The sequence below is a fragment of the Phytobacter sp. RSE-02 genome, from assembly GCF_040578655.1.
GTDB lineage: Bacteria > Pseudomonadota > Gammaproteobacteria > Enterobacterales > Enterobacteriaceae > Phytobacter > Phytobacter diazotrophicus.
On sequence record NZ_JBEULY010000012.1, the window covers coordinates 122,025 to 139,232 of the forward strand.

The window sequence follows — 17,208 nt, forward strand, 5'->3', positions numbered from 1 at the left end:
CATGGCAGTCGCACCTGTACGACATCTGGTGGCAGTGACCGCTTGCGTGAGCGGCGTGGCGCATACCTATATGGCTGCCGAACGGCTGGAAAAGCTCTGCCAGCAGGAGAAGTGGAATATTAAGATTGAAACCCAGGGGGCGCTGGGAACTGAAAATCGCCTGACGGAAGAGGATATCAGCCGCGCCGATGCGGTATTGCTGATAACCGATATCGAACTGGCAGGTGTGGAACGATTTTCCCAAAGCCGCTACGTCCAGTCGGGCATTAGCGCTTTTTTGCGGGAACCTCAGCGGGTGATGAGCGCGGTGCGTAAACTCCTTTCAGCGCCGCAGCATACCCATCTTATTCTGGAGTAGTCTTCTTTTCCGTTAACTGGCTGTGATACTGCCGACGATACTCTGACGGCGAACGCTCCGTATTTTTGCGAAACAGGCGGCAGAAGTAGTTGCTGTCGACAAACCCACAGGTGTGCGCCACCTCCTTGACCTTCAGATCGTAACCCTTCAGCAGCGTTTTGGCATGTTCCAGCCGCGTATGGTTCAGGTATTCGTTAAAGCCGATGGCGCCCGTTTTCTGAAACAGGTGTGAGAGGTAATTCGGCGAGATATAAAACGCCTGCGCCACCGATTCACGAGTGAGGGGCAAGGCGTAGTGTTCGTCAATATAATCGCGAATGGCTTCAAAGAGAGCCTGGCTGCGTGATGCGGTCTGGATCTGGCTGCCCAGCAGATCCCGGCAATGGCTCAGCAGGCTGGCGACAATCAGCCTGGCCGTTTGCTGCTCCTGGGGCTGCATTTGCATCTCGTGCAAGGTTTGCAGAAGGAATGAACCAATACGAGGACCCCGGCGCGCGACATGTTGTTTGGCCAGGTTATGTAACTCCGCGCCATCCCAGTGAGTGACGCTGAAACCGAGTTGTTGTTTACCGAACAGTACGCTCAGCATAGTGACAGGCTTCTGCCATTGCGGAGCATTCCAGCCGCCAGCGGGGATGTAAAGCACATCCTGTTCGCTCATCAATGACATCTCTCCATTGATGCCTATATCTGTCAGCGTTCCTTCCAGCACAATTTCCAGACGCGGGAAATCCACCTGTAACGCTGAGGCGGGTGCAGGACCAGCGGCGGTGGCAAAACAGATGTGCCGCAGAGGTGTCTGGCCGCTAATCAGGCGGGTAAGCAGATGGCTGACGTCGTAATTCATGGTTTCCTTTTCCGTGCGCGCGAACCGCCCAACCTTAACTGGCGGCATAAAAAAAGGCCACACGATGTGTGACCTTTTACGCCAGGCTGTGAGGGTTAGCCGGTATTACGCATACCTGCCGCTACGCCTGCGATGGTGACCATCAGCGCCTGCTCTACGCGGCGATCCGGCTCTTTATCTTCCTCTTCCGCTTTACGGGAACGGTGCAGCAGCTCAGCCTGCAGCACGTTCAGCGGGTCGGTGTAAATATTACGAAGTTGAATAGACTCAGCAATCCATGGCAGGTCGGCCATCAAATGGGAGTCGTTGGCGATCGCCAGAACCACGTTGATATCGGCTTCGAGCAGTTTACGCAGCTCGCTGCCCAGTGCCCACAGTTCTGGTTTCACCAGACGCTGGTCGTAGTATTCCGCCAGCCACAGATCCGCTTTGGAGAAAACCATTTCCAGCATACCAAGACGGGTTGAGAAGAACGGCCAGTCGCGACACATGGCTTCCAGCTCGCTCTGTTTGCCGTCTTCTACCACTTTTTGCAGTGCCGCGCCCGCACCCAGCCAGGCTGGTAACATCAGGCGGTTTTGCGTCCAGGCGAAAATCCACGGAATGGCACGCAATGATTCTACGCCGCCAGTTGGACGGCGCTTGGCCGGGCGTGAACCGAGCGGCAGTTTGCCCAGTTCCTGCTCTGGCGTTGCAGAGCGGAAGTACGGCACGAAGTCCTTGTTTTCACGCACGTAGCCACGATACAGATCGCAGGAGATATCTGACAGCTCGTCCATGATGTGACACCAGGATTCTTTCGGCTCCGGCGGAGGCAGCAGGTTGGCTTCCAGAATGGCGCTGGTGTACAGCGACAGGCTGCTGATGGTCACTTCCGGCAGACCGTATTTGAAGCGGATCATCTCACCCTGTTCGGTCACGCGCAGGCCGCCTTTCAGGCTTCCCGGCGGTTGTGAAAGCAGCGCCGCATGGGCCGGGGCACCGCCACGACCAATCGAGCCGCCACGGCCGTGGAACAGCGTCAGTTCAATGCCCGCTTTCTCGCAGGTTTTGATAAGCGCGTCCTGTGCCTGATATTGCGCCCAGGATGCGGCCATCACGCCCGCGTCTTTTGCGGAGTCGGAATAGCCAATCATGACCATCTGTTTGCCCTGAATAAAGCCGCGATACCAGTCGATATTCAGCAACTGTGTCATCACATCGTTGGCATTATTCAGGTCGTCGAGTGTTTCAAACAGCGGTGCAACCGGTAGGGCATAGTCGATACCGGCTTCTTTCAGCAGCAGGTGAACACCCAGCACGTCGGATGGGGTCTTCGCCATGGAGATCACGTAGGCGGCTACCGATCCTTTCGGGGCATCAACGATCGCTTTGCAGGTCCGGAGAACCTCAAGGGTTTCATTGCTCGGCTCCCAGTTACGCGGTAGCAGAGGACGCTTGGAGTTCAGTTCGCGGATCAGGAAAGCCTGTTTATCGGCTTCGGACCAGCTTTCATAATCGCCGATACCCAGGTAACGGGTCAGCTCGCCCAGCGCTTCGGTGTGGCGGGTGCTCTCCTGACGTACATCAATACGCACCAGCGGCACGCCAAAACATTTCACGCGGCGCAGGGTATCGAGAAGTTCGCCATTAGCGATGATGCCCATGCCGCATGCCTGCAGCGATTTGTAACAGGCATATAGCGGTTCCCATAGCTGTTCGTTCTGGCTCAGCAGACCTTCTGGTTTCGGCAGTCGTTGGCCTTTCAGGCGGGCTTCCAGCCAGGCCTGCGTTGCCATCAACTGGCCGCGCAGTTTTTTCATCAGGTAACGATACGGCTCCTGCGCGCCTTCGGCACCGGCCAGCTCGCGAAGCTCGTCGGTACATTCGACCATCGAGAGTTCAGAGATCAGCAACTGAATATCTTTCAGGAACAGGTCAGTCGCCTTCCAGCGGCTCAGCAACAGGACGTGACGGGTAATGTCTGCGGTGACGTTCGGGTTGCCGTCGCGGTCGCCGCCCATCCAGGAGGTAAAGCGTACCGGTACGAAATCGACCGGTAACTTGTAATTCAGGTTCTCTTCAAGCTGTTCGTTGAGCTCGCGAAGATAGTTAGGCACACCTTCCCACAGGCTGTTTTCCACCACCGCAAAGCCCCATTTGGCTTCATCGACCGGGCTGGGACGGTGTTTACGGATTTCATCGGTATGCCAGGACTGCGCAATAAGCTGGCGCAGGCGGCGCATCAGTTGATGGCGCTCATAATCGGCTATATCGGTATTATCCAACTGCTTTAAGCAGTTGTTCACTTCCACCATTTTATGGATCAGCGTACGGCGGGTGATCTCTGTCGGGTGGGCGGTCAGCACCAGCTCCAGCGACAGCGATTCGACGGCTTGCTTGATGGTCGCTTCGTTGAGATCGGGTTGGTCTTTCAGTTTACGCAGAGTACGAGCAATCACTTCCGGGTTGCTTGCAGCTTCGCCTTTTGGCGAAATGCTGTGGTATTGCTCAGCGGTGTTGGCAAGGTTCAGAAACTGGCTGAATGCGCGGGCAACCGGCAACAGTTCATCATTGGACAGGTTCTGCAGCGTATTGAGCAGCTCCTGACGACTCGCTTCATTACCAGCACGTGAAGATTTGGACAGCTTACGGATTGTTTCGACCTTATCAAGAATGTTCTCTCCCAACGCATCCTTGATGGTATCCCCCAGCAGCTTGCCGAGCATACTGACATTACTACGCAAAGCGGAATATTGTTCGTTCATGTTAACCCAGACACCCCATCTCATTTTATTTTGTTATATCCACCGTCCTGCAACGTGAAACGGATAGATATCAGACACCGCCTTTTATAAAGCCACGTAAAACCCACGACGTCAATTGCGGCGAAATCGGTTCAGCAAACGAATAAATGGCGTGAATTTACGAAATTTAATTCGCTTCGCGGCTAATAAGCGTTGCTTATGGAATTGTGAACAACGTCACTCTATTTTATCCTCACTCCGAATGTGGTTAATCGGAGTGAGGTGGTGACAAATCAATGCCAGCAGAAGTGATGAACCACCTGCGTAATTAACTCACGGGTGGGTTTAATAAAGCGGGTCTCAAGATATTCATCGGGCTGATGAGCCTGATTGATTGATCCTGGCCCCAATACCAACGTCGGGCACAGCGTCTGGATAAACGGCGCTTCGGTGCAGTAGTTCACCACTTCTGTTTCTACACCCAACAGTTTTTCGACCACGTCAACCAGTTGATGGTCCTGCGGGCATTCATAACCCGGGATCGGCGGATGAAGTTCAGAAACCGTCAGACGACCTGGCCAGCGGCTGCTTACTGGTTCGAGCGCGTCATTGAGCAGGCCGTTCAGATCGTCGAGAGTCATACCCGGAAGCGGGCGGATGTCCATATGCAACTCACAGCAGGCGCAAATACGGTTGGAGGCGTCACCGCCGTGGATGCTACCGAGGTTCAGTGTCGGATAGGGCACGGTGAACGCATCGTAGTGGAAACGCTCTTTCAGATTATCGCGCAGTTGCAGAATATGGCCGATGGCATCATGCATCAATTCAATGGCGTTCACCCCGCGTGCGGGATCGCTTGAGTGGCCCGATTGCCCCAGTATGCGAATGGCGCTGGAGATATGGCCTTTATGCGCGCGGACCGGTTGCAGTGAGGTCGGCTCGCCGATGATGGCGCAATCTGGTCGCAACTGTGTATTTTCGGCAAAGTAACGCGCGCCTGCCATGCTGGTCTCTTCATCGGCAGTCGCCAGAATGTAGAGCGGCTTTTTCAGTTTCGTCACATCAACATCACGCAGCGCATCAAGAATGAAGGCGAAGAAGCCTTTCATGTCGGCGGTGCCCAGGCCGTAGAGCTTATTATCATGCTCGGTCAGGGTGAACGGATCGCGCGTCCAGCGACCATCATCAAAGGGAACGGTATCGGTATGGCCGGTCAACAGAAGGCCGCCTGCACCCTCACCGATGCTGGCTAATAGATTAAACTTGTTGCGTGTGCCGGGGACGGGTTGCACTTCAACCTTGAACCCGAGGTCGCCAAACCATCCAGCAAGCAGATTGATTAAAGAAGCATTGCTTTGATCAAGGGCTTCTTCCGTTGCGCTGATAGACGGAGTGCCAATCAGGGCGCGGTAAATCTCGATAAATGGTGGCAAATTCATTTTCATTGTTGACATACCTGAGTTCGTGATAGTATCAATATTCATGCATTAATAGTGAATAAAAATACATTAATGCTGAGCGTAAAGGAACCCATCCGGCGCCTTTACAGCGCGACGTGGGATTGATGCCGAATCACTCCCTGGCAAACATGACGTACTAAGAAGGTAGACTGCCCCGATGTTGAACACATTAATTGTGGGTGCCAGCGGTTACGCCGGCGCAGAGCTAGTGACCTATGTAAATCGCCATCCTCATATGAACATAACCGCTTTGACGGTTTCAGCGCAAAGTAATGATGCAGGAAAATTGGTCTCTGATTTACATCCGCAGTTGAAAGGCATTGTCGACCTGCCGTTGCAGCCGATGTCGGATATCAGTGAGTTCACACAAGGTGTGGATGTCGTGTTTCTGGCGACGGCGCATGAAGTGAGCCACGACCTGGCGCCGCAATTCCTCGCAGCGGGCTGCGTGGTTTTCGACCTGTCTGGTGCGTTTCGTGTTAACGACCCCGCGTTCTATGAAAAATTCTATGGCTTCACTCATCAGCATCCGGACCTGCTCGCACAGGCAGTGTATGGCCTGGCGGAGTGGAGTGCGGATGCGCTGAAAGAGGCGAATCTGATAGCCATGCCGGGCTGCTACCCAACGGCAGCGCAACTCTCCCTTAAACCGCTGATTGATGCGGGCGTGCTGGATCTCAACCAGTGGCCGGTAATTAATGCGACCAGCGGCGTGAGTGGCGCAGGTCGTAAAGCTGCTATCTCGAACAGTTTCTGTGAAGTCAGCCTGCAGCCGTATGGCGTGTTCAATCATCGCCATCACCCGGAAATCACTACCCATCTGGGCGCTGAGGTTATTTTTACTCCGCATCTGGGCAATTTCCCGCGCGGCATTCTGGAAACCATTACCTGCCGTCTGAACCCTGGCGTAACACAGGCGCAGATCGCGGAGATTTTCCAACAGGCTTATGGCGATAAACCGCTGGTGCGCCTGTACGACAAAGGCGTTCCGGCGCTAAAAAATGTGGTTGGCCTGCCGTTCTGTGATATTGGTTTTGCCGTGAAGGACCAACACCTGATTGTCGTGGCCACCGAAGATAACTTATTAAAAGGCGCGGCTGCGCAAGCAGTGCAGTGTGCCAATATTCGTTTCGGCTACGCTGAAACCCAGTCTCTTATCTAATTGAGTGCAGGCCTGATGATGAATCCATTAATTATTAAACTCGGCGGCGTACTGCTGGATAGTGAAGAAGCGCTGGAGCGTCTGTTTACCGCGCTGGTGAATTACCGCGAGTCGCACCAGCGCCCGCTAGTGATTGTCCACGGCGGCGGCTGCGTGGTGGATGAGCTGATGAAACAGCTCAACTTACCTGTGAAAAAGAAAAATGGTCTGCGCGTGACCCCGGCCGATCAAATCGACATTATTACCGGCGCACTGGCCGGGACGGCGAACAAAACCTTGCTGGCCTGGGCGAAGAAACATCAGATTGCCTCTGTCGGCCTGTACCTTGGCGATGGTGACAGCGTGAAAGTGACGAAACTGGATGAAGAACTGGGCCATGTCGGTCTGGCGCAACCGGGTTCGCCGAAGCTGATTAACACGCTGCTGGAAGGTGGCTTCCTGCCGGTGATCAGCTCTATCGGCGTGACGGATGAAGGCGAACTGATGAACGTCAACGCAGATCAGGCGGCGACGGCACTGGCGGCAACACTGGGCGCAGACCTGATTCTGCTCTCTGATGTGAGCGGTATTCTGGATGGTAAAGGCCAGCGTATTGCCGAGATGACGGCGGCGAAAGCGGAGCAGTTAATCGCCCAGGGCATCATCACCGATGGCATGATTGTGAAAGTGAATGCGGCGCTGGATGCTGCGCGTACGCTAAATCGCCCGGTGGATATCGCCTCCTGGCGGCATGCGGATCAGCTACCGGCGCTGTTTAACGGTACACCGATCGGTACACGTATTCTGGCTTAAAATTTTCCCTGAACCCTCTCCTGAGAGGAGAGGGTGAGAGACAGGCAACACTAAACGAATTTAAGGAAGCATGTTATGGCACTTTGGGGTGGGCGTTTTACTCAGGCAGCAGATCAACGGTTCAAACAGTTCAACGACTCTTTGCGCTTTGACTATCGCCTGGCGGAGCAGGATATCGTTGGCTCTGTGGCCTGGTCCAAAGCGTTGGTCACCGTGGGTGTATTAACCAACGATGAGCAGCTACAACTGGAAGAGGCGCTGAATATCCTGCTCGAAGAGGTGCGCGCGAATCCGCAGCAGATCCTCGAAAGTGATGCCGAAGATATCCATAGCTGGGTGGAAGGTAAACTGATCGATAAAGTCGGCCAGTTGGGTAAAAAGCTGCACACCGGGCGTAGCCGTAACGATCAGGTCGCGACCGACCTCAAACTGTGGTGCAAAGACACGGTGGCTGAGCTGCTGACCGCAAACCGTCAGTTGCAAAGCGCGCTGGTGGAAACTGCGGGAAATAACCAGGATGCAGTCATGCCGGGTTATACCCACCTGCAACGTGCGCAGCCGGTCACTTTTGCCCACTGGTGCCTGGCTTATGTAGAAATGCTGGCGCGTGATGAAAGCCGCTTACAGGATACGCTTAAGCGCCTCGATGTGAGTCCGCTGGGCTGCGGCGCGCTCGCAGGCACCGCTTATGAAATCGATCGTGAGCAGTTGGCTGGCTGGCTGGGCTTTGCGTCCGCGACCCGCAACAGCCTGGACACCGTTTCTGACCGTGACCACGTGCTGGAACTGCTCTCCGACGCCTCTATTGGTATGGTCCATCTCTCCCGTTTCGCCGAAGACCTGATTTTCTTCAACACCGGTGAAGCCGGGTTTGTTGAACTGTCCGATCGCGTTACTTCCGGCTCCTCCCTGATGCCGCAGAAGAAAAACCCGGATGCGCTGGAGCTGATCCGCGGTAAATGTGGTCGTGTGCAGGGTGCGTTGACCGGCATGATGATGACCCTGAAAGGTCTGCCGCTGGCCTACAACAAAGATATGCAGGAAGATAAAGAAGGGCTGTTCGATGCGCTCGATACCTGGCTTGACTGTCTGCACATGGCGGCGCTGGTGCTGGATGGCATTCAGGTGAAACGTCCGCGTTGCCAGGAGGCGGCACAGCAGGGTTATGCGAACGCGACTGAGCTGGCAGATTATCTGGTTGCCAAAGGCGTGCCATTCCGTGAGGCGCACCATATTGTTGGTGAAGCAGTAGTGGAAGCAATCGGTCAGGGCAAACCGCTGGAAGAGCTGGCGCTGGCGGATTTGCAGAAGTTTAGCGCGGTGATTGCCGATGATGTCTATCCGATTTTGTCGCTGCAATCTTGCCTGGACAAACGCGCCGCAAAAGGCGGCGTGTCACCGAAACAGGTCGCTCAGGCCATTGCGGATGCGAAAAATCGGTTGGTTTGATTTGTGCGGGCTGGTGCCCTCACCCCGGCCCTCTCCCACAGGGAGAGGGAGCAAACACTAAAAATGGCAACTTCGGTTGCCATTTTGCTTTTATCCCGGGCTTTTTTACGCAAAAAAAAAGCGGACCACGGGGTCCGCAAATGTTCACGTTGGCTTTAGTTGTTCAGAGAGAACGTTGCAGTGGCATCAAGGGTAATGTCTCCCGCTGCGTTTCTTGAGCTAATTATTGAACAGAATGCTTGATAGGGATAATCGTTCGTTGCTATTCTATCTATCGCCATGAACTATCGTGGCGACGGAGGATGAATAATGAATATTCGTGATCTTGAATATCTGGTGGCGTTAGCCGAACACCGCCATTTTCGCCGCGCAGCGGATTCCTGCCACGTCAGCCAACCAACACTGAGCGGGCAAATTCGTAAACTGGAAGACGAGCTTGGCGTTATGCTGCTGGAGCGTACCAGCCGCAAAGTCTTGTTCACTCAGGCCGGTTTGCTGCTGGTGGATCAGGCACGTACCGTGCTGCGTGAGGTCAAAGTGCTCAAGGAGATGGCAAGCCAGCAGGGGGAGACGATGTCCGGCCCGCTGCATATTGGCTTAATCCCTACCGTTGGACCCTATCTGCTTCCGCATATTATCCCTATGCTGCACCAGACATTCCCGAAACTGGAAATGTATCTGCATGAGGCGCAGACGCATCAGCTTCTGGCGCAACTGGATAGCGGCAAGCTCGATTGTGCAATCCTGGCGTTGGTGAAAGAAAGTGAAGCCTTTATTGAGGTGCCGCTTTTCGACGAACCCATGATGCTGGCGATTTATCAGGACCACCCCTGGGCGAATCGCGACCGCGTCCCGATGTCCGATCTGGCGGGTGAAAAGCTGCTGATGCTGGAAGATGGACACTGCCTGCGCGATCAGGCGATGGGCTTCTGCTTTGAAGCGGGTGCAGATGAAGACACTCACTTCCGGGCGACCAGTCTGGAGACACTGCGTAATATGGTGGCTGCGGGCAGCGGTATTACGTTGCTACCGGCGCTGGCGGTACCGCGTGAGCGTGTGCGGGATGGTGTGGTGTATCTGCCCTGTATTAAACCGGAGCCGCGTCGTACTATTGGTCTGGTCTATCGTCCGGGTTCACCGCTGCGTAGCCGCTATGAGCAGCTGGCAGAGGCCATCCGTGGTGCGATGGATGGCCATTTCGACAGTGCGTTAAAACAGGCGGTTTAAGCCATTTAGCGCAGCTACCCGATAGGCTTCCGCCATGGTCGGGTAGTTAAAGGTGGTATTAACAAAGTACTCGATCGTGTTACCGCCACCTTTCTGCTCCATAATCGCCTGGCCGATATGAATGATTTCGGCCGCACGTTCCCCAAAGCAGTGAATTCCTAAAATCTCTTTGGTTTCGCGATGGAACAGGATTTTCAGCGTGCCAACGTTCATACCCACAATCTGCGCGCGCGCCAGATGTTTAAACTGTGCCCGGCCCACTTCATAAGGTACTTTCATTGCCGTTAGCTGCTGCTCGGTTTTGCCCACAGAGCTAATTTCCGGAATGGTGTAAATGCCGGTTGGAATGTCTTCAACCAGGTGCGCTGTCGCTTCACCTTTCACCATCGCCTGTGCGGCAATACGCCCCTGATCATACGCAGCTGAGGCAAGGCTTGGATAACCGATCACATCACCCACCGCATAAATATGCGGCAACGCTGTCTGGTACATACTGTTAACTTTCAACTGACCACGACCATCAGCATCCAGACCAATATTTTCCAGTTGTAAACTGTCGGTGTTGCCGGTGCGTCCGTTCGCATAGAGCAGGCAGTCTGCTTTCACTTTCTTGCCAGATTTCAGGTGCATAATCACACCATCATCCATTCCCTCGATCTGCTCGTACTCTTCGTTATGGCGGATAACGACGCCACTGTTCCAGAAATGGTAGGAAAGGGAGTCCGACATTTCCTGATCGAGGAAAGCCAGCAGGCGATCGCGGGTGTTGATTAGATCGACTTTGACATTCATTCCCCGGAAGATCGAAGCATATTCGCAGCCGATCACCCCCGCACCGTAGATAATTACGTGGCGAGGTTCATGGTGCATATTCAGAATCGAGTCGCTGTCGTAAATGCGCGGATGAGAGAAGTCCACATCGGCCGGGCGATAGGGGCGGGAGCCACAGGCTATCACGAACTTCTCGGCGGTGAGGGTTTCTACTGAGCCGTCCGGACACTCCAGCGAAACTGTGTGTGGGTCAATAAAATGGGCGTTACCCTGCAAGATCTCGCAGCGATTACGCTCATAAAAGCCTTGCCGCATCTGCGTTTGTTGGTTAATCACGCTATCCGCATGGTTGAGAATGTCGGCGAAAGAGGAACGAAGAAGGCGGGTGTGGTCGCTATATAAAGGGTTTTGGTTAAATTCGATAATACGGCTGACCGCGTGGCGAAGGGCTTTCGAGGGGATGGTTCCCCAGTGGGTACATCCTCCGCCCACGTTGTGATAGCGCTCAATCACCGCTATCCGGGCACCTTGTTTAACCAGCCCCATAGCAGCGCCTTCGCCGCCGGGACCGGAGCCTATAACTATTGCGTCGTAATCGTAGGAATGTGGCATGGGAGGGCTTACCTGTTCTTATACATAAAAACAACATAATAGTAACATCGTTAGCGGCATAACCCAATTATCGTTGTGCTTTTTTCATGCAGCAAAGCAGAAAGAGCTCGTAAACAATCATTCACAATCCAGTACAATCCGATTAGTTTTATTCTCTGGTATAGTGCCAGCAGGTCTGCGGAGGGATTCAAGCATCGTGATGGGCGTTAGAGCGCAACAAAAAGAAAAAACCCGGCGTTCGCTGGTGGAGGCGGCATTTAGCCAGCTTAGCGCTGAGCGTAGTTTTGCCAGCCTGAGTTTGCGCGAAGTTGCGCGTGAAGCGGGCATCGCCCCGACGTCCTTTTATCGCCATTTCCGCGATGTGGATGAGCTTGGACTGACTATGGTCGATGAGAGCGGCTTAATGCTGCGCCAGTTGATGCGTCAGGCGCGACAGCGTATCGCAAAAGGCGGCAGCGTTATTCGAACGTCCGTTTCGACCTTTATGGAATTTATCGGCAACAATCCGAACGCATTTCGTCTGCTGCTACGTGAACGTTCCGGCACCTCAGCGGCATTCCGCGCTGCGGTAGCACGTGAAATCCAGCACTTTATTGCGGAACTTGCCGATTATCTTGAACTCGAAAACCATATGCCGCGTGCGTTCACCGAAGCGCAGGCCGAGGCAATGGTCACTATTGTTTTCAGCGCGGGTGCCGAAGCACTGGATATCGGCGTTGAGCAACGCAGGCAATTAGAAGAGCGACTGGTATTGCAACTGAGGATGATCTCCAAAGGCGCGTATTACTGGTATCGCCGTGAACAAGAAAAAATGGCGCATCAAACCGACGAGTGAAGGATAAGTAATGAAACAATCTGTCCAGGATAAAGGTACGTTGTTGCTGGCACTGATCGCTGGCTTATCGATTAACGGCGCATTTGCAGCGATTTTTAGCTCGATCGTGCCTTTCTCCGTTTTCCCGATTATCTCACTGGTGCTCACGGTGTACTGCCTGCATCAGCGTTATCAAAACCGAACCATGCCGGTCGGGTTACCGGGTCTGGCAGCGGCTTGCTTTATTCTGGGCGTGTTACTTTACAGCACCGTGGTACGGGCGGAATATCCGGCTATCGGCTCTAATTTCCTGCCTGCGGTATTGTCCGTGATCCTGGTTTTCTGGATTGGTTATCGTATGCGTAACCGTAAGTCGGAACTGTAATCCAAATAAATAAAGCGCATCCGGCCCTTGAGCTGATGCGCTTTTTTTTACTTCGCCGTGAGCAATACGCCGCACTCCATATGGTGCGTGTAAGGGAACTGATCGAACAACGCAAGGCGTTCAACGCGGTGCGTCTGGCTCAGAGTTTCCAGGTTCTTACACAGCGTCTGCGGGTTACAGGAGATATAAAGAATGCGCGGATAGGCCTGCACCATCTTTTCTGTCTCGGCATCCAGTCCGCTACGCGGTGGATCGACAAAAATCGTTTCGCACTGATAGCCTTTCAAATCGATACCCTGCAAGCGGTTGAAGTCACGTACACCGTTCATCGCCTGGGTAAACTCTTCTGCCGACATTCGAATGATTTGCACGTTATCAATATGATTCGCTGCGATATTGTATTGCGCGGCCGCAACCGAAGGCTTGGCGATTTCTGTGGCCAGAACGCGGTCAAAATTACGTGCAAGTGCCAGGGAGAAATTGCCGTTGCCACAGTAGAGCTCCAGCAGATCGCCTGTTGAACCTTTCGTCGCGCCCAGCGCCCACTCGAGCATCTGAATATTCATCGCCGCGTTAGGTTGTGTGAAGCTGTTTTCAACCTGGCGATAAATCATCTCTTTCCCGGCGACCGGCAGACGTTCGTCGATATAATCCTGATCCAGCTCGATTTTAGTTTTGGTGGCGCGCCCGATCAGATGCACATTCAGGTTTTTAGCACGTAAAGCATCACGCAGACGCATAGCCTCTTCACGCCATTCGTCTTCCAGCTTTTTGTGATACAGCAGGGAGACAACGGCCTGGTTGCTCATGGTGGTCAGGTAATCAATCTGGAATAGCTTGTGGCGCAGCACCTTATTGTCGCGCAGGCCTTTCATCAGCTCTTTCATTAACTGATTGATCAGCTCGCTTGCCGCCGGGAAGCTATCGACACGGATTCGGCTTTTCGTCTGTTGATCAAAGATAATGTGGTAGAGATCGTCACCGTCGTGCCAGATACGGAATTCGGCGCGCATGCGGTAATGGCTGACCGGTGAGCGGAACACCTCCGGAACGGGCGCGGAAAAAGGCGTCATCATGGCTTGCAGACGTACGACTTTCTCAGCCAACTGGGCTTCGTACTGTTCTGTTGGCAGGTGTTCGGGTGTCATTGTGTTTCCTGAATGATTAAGAATAACGCGGGGATTGTAGGGATTGCTCAGGGGATGTCCAGTCCCGGATGTTTTTTCACTTCCCGGCATAGCAGTCTGGACATCTATATGTTTCTGAATGTAGCATCCCTGTTCCGGTCCTGTGAGTTAAAAGGGAATCCAGTGTAAATCTGGAGCTGACGCGCAGCGGTAAGGATGTGTGGGATGATAGCGAAAGCAGACACTGCATATATATGTGGGAAGTCATCATCTTGTTGTACCTCCTAGCCCGAAGACCTGCCGGAATTACGTCGCATTTGGTGCCATCATCGCGAGCTATTGATGACACCTGCGGCATCCTTATTATTTTGTGGATGCTCTCACAATGATTAAAAAAGCTTCGCTGCTGACGGCGCTCTCCGTCACAGCTTTTTCCGGCTGGGCGCAGGATGGCAACCCGGACACTCTGGTGGTAACAGCAAACCGTTTTCAACAACCGGTGAATACCGTACTGGCACCCACCGATGTGGTGACGCGTGAAGATATTCAACGCTGGCAGTCAAAAGATCTTAACGATGTGATGCGTCGTCTGCCGGGGGTGGATATTGCCCAGTACGGTGGAATAGGGCAGAGCTCCTCGCTTTTTGTTCGCGGTACCGAAGCGCGTCATGTACTGGTGCTGATTGACGGTGTACCGATGGCGCGTGCCGGTATTGGCAATGCAATCGATATTGGTCAGATCCCGGTCTCGCTGGTACAACGTATTGAATACATCCGTGGGCCACGCTCTGCGGTTTATGGATCCGGTGCCATCGGTGGCGTGGTTAACATCATTACGATGAGTGACGATGAGCGCGCGCAGATTAACGCAGGGATGGGGACCAACGGTTACCAGAACTATGACGGCGCGATAAATCAACGCTTTGGCGATACGATGATCACTGCTGCTGGTGCGTATCAGACGACCAAAGGTTTCAACGTTCAGCCGGACTCAACCTATGCGGATGACAGCGATCGCGACGGTTATCGCAATAAACTGTTCTGGGGCGGTGTTCAGCATAAGTTTAACGATAGCGTCTCAGGTTTCTTCCGCGGCTATGGCTACAGCTCCAATACTGACTATGACCAGGGCAGTGGTGGTTACGCAGGTGGTGGCGATGAAAGCCAGAACTATACCCAATCATGGGATACCGGCCTCAATTATCATTCCGGCATCTACTCATCTCAGCTAATTGCCAATTATCAGCACCTTAAAAATTATAATTACAATGCGCAGGATGGTCGCTATGCAGCGAGCGCAAGCCTGGACAATATGGAACAGCGTTACATCCAGTGGGGTAACAACGTCGAGGTGGGACATGGTTCCGTTAGCGGTGGCGTTGACTGGAAACAAGAGAAACTGCAATCCAGCGGCACATCCAGTACGGATATCTATAAGCGTGACACCACCGGGCTCTATTTGACCGGCCAGCAGCAAATCGACAAGGTAACCCTGGAAGCATCCGGGCGTGAAGACCATGACGAACAGTTCGGTTGGCATGGTACCTGGCAGACAGCAGCGGGTTGGGAGTTCGTTGATGATTACCGTGTGACGCTTTCTTACGGGACCGGATTCCTGGCGCCATCGCTTGGCCAGCAGTTTGGCGCGGAGCGGTTTGGCATTGCTTCCAACCCGAATCTGAAACCGGAAGAGTCGAAGCAATGGGAAGCAGGGCTTGAAGGGCTGACGGGGCCGCTGGACTGGCGTCTGTCTACGTATCGCTATGAAATCAATAACCTGATTGATTACGATAACAGCGCTTATTACAACGTAAAATCGGCAACGATCAAAGGTCTGGAGTGGACCGGAAACGTGACGACAGGTCCTGTCGATCACCATTTGACGCTGCAATATATCGATCCGCGTGATGACGAAACCAATAAGGTGCTTGCTCGCCGTGCGAAGCAGCAGGTTAAGTACGAACTGACCGGGCAGATTTATGACCTTGGCTGGAATGTGGCGTATCAATACCTGGGGCAACGCTATGACAACGCCTATGACGCAACTACTTATACTTCCCATCCCGTTAAGCTGGGCGGTGTAAGCGTCTGGGACATTGGATTGTCATATCCGATGACCTCACATCTGACAGTTCGTGGTAAAATAGCTAACCTGTTCGATAAAGATTACGAGACAGCTTATGGCTACCAAACTGCAGGACGAGAATACACCTTGTCTGGCAGCTACACCTTCTAAACTGCGGCCCACCGTGCTGGTGTTTGATTCTGGCGTAGGTGGGTTATCTGTTTATGATGAGGTCCGGCATCTCCTGCCGGACCTGCATTACATTTACGCGTTCGATAATGTCGCCTTTCCTTATGGTGAAAAGAGCGAAGAGTTCATTGTCGAACGTGTTGTCGAAATCGTCACTGCCGTTCAGGCTCAATATCCCCTGGCACTTGCCGTCATTGCCTGTAATACCGCCAGCACCGTTTCTTTACCTGCGCTACGTGAGAAATTCGCTTTCCCGGTTGTTGGAGTGGTTCCCGCGATCAAACCCGCTGCACGCTTAACGGCGAATGGTGTGGTGGGGTTACTGGCCACACGTGCAACCGTAAAGCGTCCTTATACCCACGAACTCATTAAGCGCTTCGCTAACGAATGCAAAATTGAATTGCTGGGTTCAGCGGAGATGGTTGAGCTTGCGGAAGCGAAGCTGCACGGTAAGCCCGTTCCGTTGGATGAACTCAAACGCATTTTACGCCCGTGGCTGCGGATGCCTGAGCCGCCGGATACCGTGGTGCTTGGATGTACGCATTTCCCTTTATTGCAGCATGAGCTGTTGCAGGTGCTTCCGGAGGGAACGCGGCTGGTGGATTCGGGTGCGGCTATAGCGCGTCGTACGGCCTGGTTGCTTGAGCATGAGGCGCCTGATGCTAAATCAGCAGATGCAAATCTGGCGTATTGCATGGCCGTCACGCCAGAAACTGTTCTTTTATTGCCCGTCTTACAGCGCTATGGCTTCGGGACGCTCGAAAAACTCGCGCTTTAATGGCCTTTTGAGCAAAAAAGAGACGGTTGAAAAATTTTTTAAAATTAGGGCTTGTCACTTCCTGAGAACTCCCTATAATGCGCCTCCACTGACACGGAACAACGGCAAGCAAGCCGCCGGGTCAGCAGGGTTCTCAGGCGAATGCCGGTGAGAATTCCGCAGAGAAGAGTAAAAATAAATACTTGACTCTGCAGCGGGAAAGCGTAATATGCACACCCCGCGCCGCAGCGAAAAACGAAGCGGCACTGCTCTTTAACAATTTATCAGACAATCTGTGTGGGCACTCAAAGTGACATGGATTCTTAACGTCCTCGGACGATAAATGAATACCAAGTCTCATAGAGTGAACACGTAATTCATTACGAAGTTTAATTCTACGAGCATCAAACTTTTAAATTGAAGAGTTTGATCATGGCTCAGATTGAACGCTGGCGGCAGGCCTAACA

General features: G+C 53.4%; 14 protein-coding genes and 1 riboswitch. Of the genes, 9 read left to right on the forward strand and 5 right to left on the reverse strand.

What is annotated here, in order from left to right; all coding sequences use genetic code 11:
• The first annotated feature begins 1 nt into the window (after position 1).
• A complete protein-coding gene (locus ABU190_RS21450; protein WP_354692335.1) occupies positions 2-358 on the forward strand; it encodes a PTS fructose-like transporter subunit IIB in 357 nt (118 codons plus the stop codon).
• Here the strand turns inward: ABU190_RS21450 and ABU190_RS21455 are convergent.
• The 3 genes from ABU190_RS21455 to argE all read right to left on the reverse strand — a co-directional run bounded on the left by ABU190_RS21455 (position 345) and on the right by argE (position 5,376).
• The gene (locus ABU190_RS21455; protein WP_354692336.1) at positions 345-1,205 is read right to left on the reverse strand and encodes an AraC family transcriptional regulator; all 861 of its coding nucleotides are present in this window, start codon (positions 1,203-1,205) and stop codon (positions 345-347) included. The two genes, ABU190_RS21450 and ABU190_RS21455, sit on opposite strands and share 14 nt — an antisense overlap.
• Positions 1,206-1,300: 95 nt before the next feature.
• Entirely contained in the window at positions 1,301-3,952 is a 2,652-nt protein-coding gene (gene ppc / locus ABU190_RS21460; RefSeq protein WP_354692337.1) for a phosphoenolpyruvate carboxylase, read from the reverse strand.
• A 272-nt stretch (positions 3,953-4,224) separates the two neighbouring features.
• Entirely contained in the window at positions 4,225-5,376 is a 1,152-nt protein-coding gene (gene argE, locus ABU190_RS21465; RefSeq protein ID WP_039077275.1) for an acetylornithine deacetylase, read from the reverse strand.
• Positions 5,377-5,548: 172 nt separating this feature from the next.
• Here argE and argC point away from each other — a divergent pair, with 172 nt between their 5' ends.
• The 4 genes from argC to oxyR all read left to right on the forward strand — a co-directional run bounded on the left by argC (position 5,549) and on the right by oxyR (position 10,021).
• Positions 5,549-6,553 (forward strand): N-acetyl-gamma-glutamyl-phosphate reductase, encoded by a 1,005-nt coding sequence (argC, locus tag ABU190_RS21470; RefSeq protein ID WP_354692338.1) that lies wholly within the window; start codon positions 5,549-5,551, stop codon positions 6,551-6,553.
• Between the two features lie 15 nt (positions 6,554-6,568).
• The gene (argB, locus tag ABU190_RS21475) at positions 6,569-7,345 is read left to right on the forward strand and encodes an acetylglutamate kinase (RefSeq protein WP_107223581.1); all 777 of its coding nucleotides are present in this window, start codon (positions 6,569-6,571) and stop codon (positions 7,343-7,345) included.
• Positions 7,346-7,420: 75 nt separating this feature from the next.
• Positions 7,421-8,794 (forward strand): argininosuccinate lyase, encoded by a 1,374-nt coding sequence (argH, locus tag ABU190_RS21480; RefSeq protein WP_354692339.1) that lies wholly within the window; start codon positions 7,421-7,423, stop codon positions 8,792-8,794.
• Between the two features lie 309 nt (positions 8,795-9,103).
• Positions 9,104-10,021, forward strand: coding sequence for a DNA-binding transcriptional regulator OxyR (oxyR, locus tag ABU190_RS21485; protein WP_039077271.1), 918 nt, complete (start codon positions 9,104-9,106; stop codon positions 10,019-10,021).
• Here oxyR and sthA read toward each other — a convergent pair.
• The gene (sthA, locus tag ABU190_RS21490) at positions 10,004-11,404 is read right to left on the reverse strand and encodes a Si-specific NAD(P)(+) transhydrogenase (RefSeq protein ID WP_039077270.1); all 1,401 of its coding nucleotides are present in this window, start codon (positions 11,402-11,404) and stop codon (positions 10,004-10,006) included. The two genes, oxyR and sthA, sit on opposite strands and share 18 nt — an antisense overlap.
• Before the next feature lie 196 nt (positions 11,405-11,600).
• Between sthA and fabR the strand changes: the two genes are divergently transcribed.
• The gene (gene fabR, locus ABU190_RS21495; RefSeq protein WP_039077269.1) at positions 11,601-12,239 is read left to right on the forward strand and encodes an HTH-type transcriptional repressor FabR; all 639 of its coding nucleotides are present in this window, start codon (positions 11,601-11,603) and stop codon (positions 12,237-12,239) included.
• Positions 12,240-12,249: 10 nt separating this feature from the next.
• Positions 12,250-12,603, forward strand: a complete 354-nt coding sequence (locus tag ABU190_RS21500; RefSeq protein WP_039077268.1) for a YijD family membrane protein — start codon at positions 12,250-12,252, stop codon at positions 12,601-12,603.
• A gap of 47 nt (positions 12,604-12,650) precedes the next feature.
• Here the strand turns inward: ABU190_RS21500 and trmA are convergent, their stop codons facing one another.
• The gene (gene trmA, locus ABU190_RS21505) at positions 12,651-13,751 is read right to left on the reverse strand and encodes a tRNA (uridine(54)-C5)-methyltransferase TrmA (protein WP_354692340.1); all 1,101 of its coding nucleotides are present in this window, start codon (positions 13,749-13,751) and stop codon (positions 12,651-12,653) included.
• A 118-nt stretch (positions 13,752-13,869) separates the two neighbouring features.
• Positions 13,870-14,050, forward strand: a riboswitch (cobalamin riboswitch).
• 65 nt (positions 14,051-14,115) lie between these two features.
• Between trmA and btuB the strand changes: the two genes are divergently transcribed.
• Positions 14,116-15,966: a TonB-dependent vitamin B12 receptor BtuB gene (btuB, locus tag ABU190_RS21510; RefSeq protein WP_354692341.1), complete on the forward strand. Its 1,851-nt coding sequence runs from the start codon at positions 14,116-14,118 to the stop codon at positions 15,964-15,966.
• Entirely contained in the window at positions 15,911-16,762 is an 852-nt protein-coding gene (gene murI / locus ABU190_RS21515; RefSeq protein ID WP_107223580.1) for a glutamate racemase, read from the forward strand. The genes btuB and murI overlap by 56 nt, the downstream gene beginning before the upstream one ends.
• The last annotated feature ends 446 nt before the right edge of the window (positions 16,763-17,208 follow it).

What these genes read in the sequence shown, in the direction of transcription:
- ABU190_RS21450 (WP_354692335.1), top strand. Translation starts at nt 2, where the DNA reads ATGGCAGTCGCACCTGTACGACATCTGGTGGCAGTGACCGCTTGCGTG.
- ABU190_RS21455 (WP_354692336.1), bottom strand. Translation starts at nt 1,205, where the DNA reads ATGAATTACGACGTCAGCCATCTGCTTACCCGCCTGATTAGCGGCCAG.
- ppc (WP_354692337.1), bottom strand. Translation starts at nt 3,952, where the DNA reads ATGAACGAACAATATTCCGCTTTGCGTAGTAATGTCAGTATGCTCGGC.
- argE (WP_039077275.1), bottom strand. Translation starts at nt 5,376, where the DNA reads ATGAAAATGAATTTGCCACCATTTATCGAGATTTACCGCGCCCTGATT.
- argC (WP_354692338.1), top strand. Translation starts at nt 5,549, where the DNA reads ATGTTGAACACATTAATTGTGGGTGCCAGCGGTTACGCCGGCGCAGAG.
- argB (WP_107223581.1), top strand. Translation starts at nt 6,569, where the DNA reads ATGATGAATCCATTAATTATTAAACTCGGCGGCGTACTGCTGGATAGT.
- argH (WP_354692339.1), top strand. Translation starts at nt 7,421, where the DNA reads ATGGCACTTTGGGGTGGGCGTTTTACTCAGGCAGCAGATCAACGGTTC.
- oxyR (WP_039077271.1), top strand. Translation starts at nt 9,104, where the DNA reads ATGAATATTCGTGATCTTGAATATCTGGTGGCGTTAGCCGAACACCGC.
- sthA (WP_039077270.1), bottom strand. Translation starts at nt 11,404, where the DNA reads ATGCCACATTCCTACGATTACGACGCAATAGTTATAGGCTCCGGTCCC.
- ABU190_RS21500 (WP_039077268.1), top strand. Translation starts at nt 12,250, where the DNA reads ATGAAACAATCTGTCCAGGATAAAGGTACGTTGTTGCTGGCACTGATC.
- trmA (WP_354692340.1), bottom strand. Translation starts at nt 13,751, where the DNA reads ATGACACCCGAACACCTGCCAACAGAACAGTACGAAGCCCAGTTGGCT.
- btuB (WP_354692341.1), top strand. Translation starts at nt 14,116, where the DNA reads ATGATTAAAAAAGCTTCGCTGCTGACGGCGCTCTCCGTCACAGCTTTT.
- murI (WP_107223580.1), top strand. Translation starts at nt 15,911, where the DNA reads ATGGCTACCAAACTGCAGGACGAGAATACACCTTGTCTGGCAGCTACA.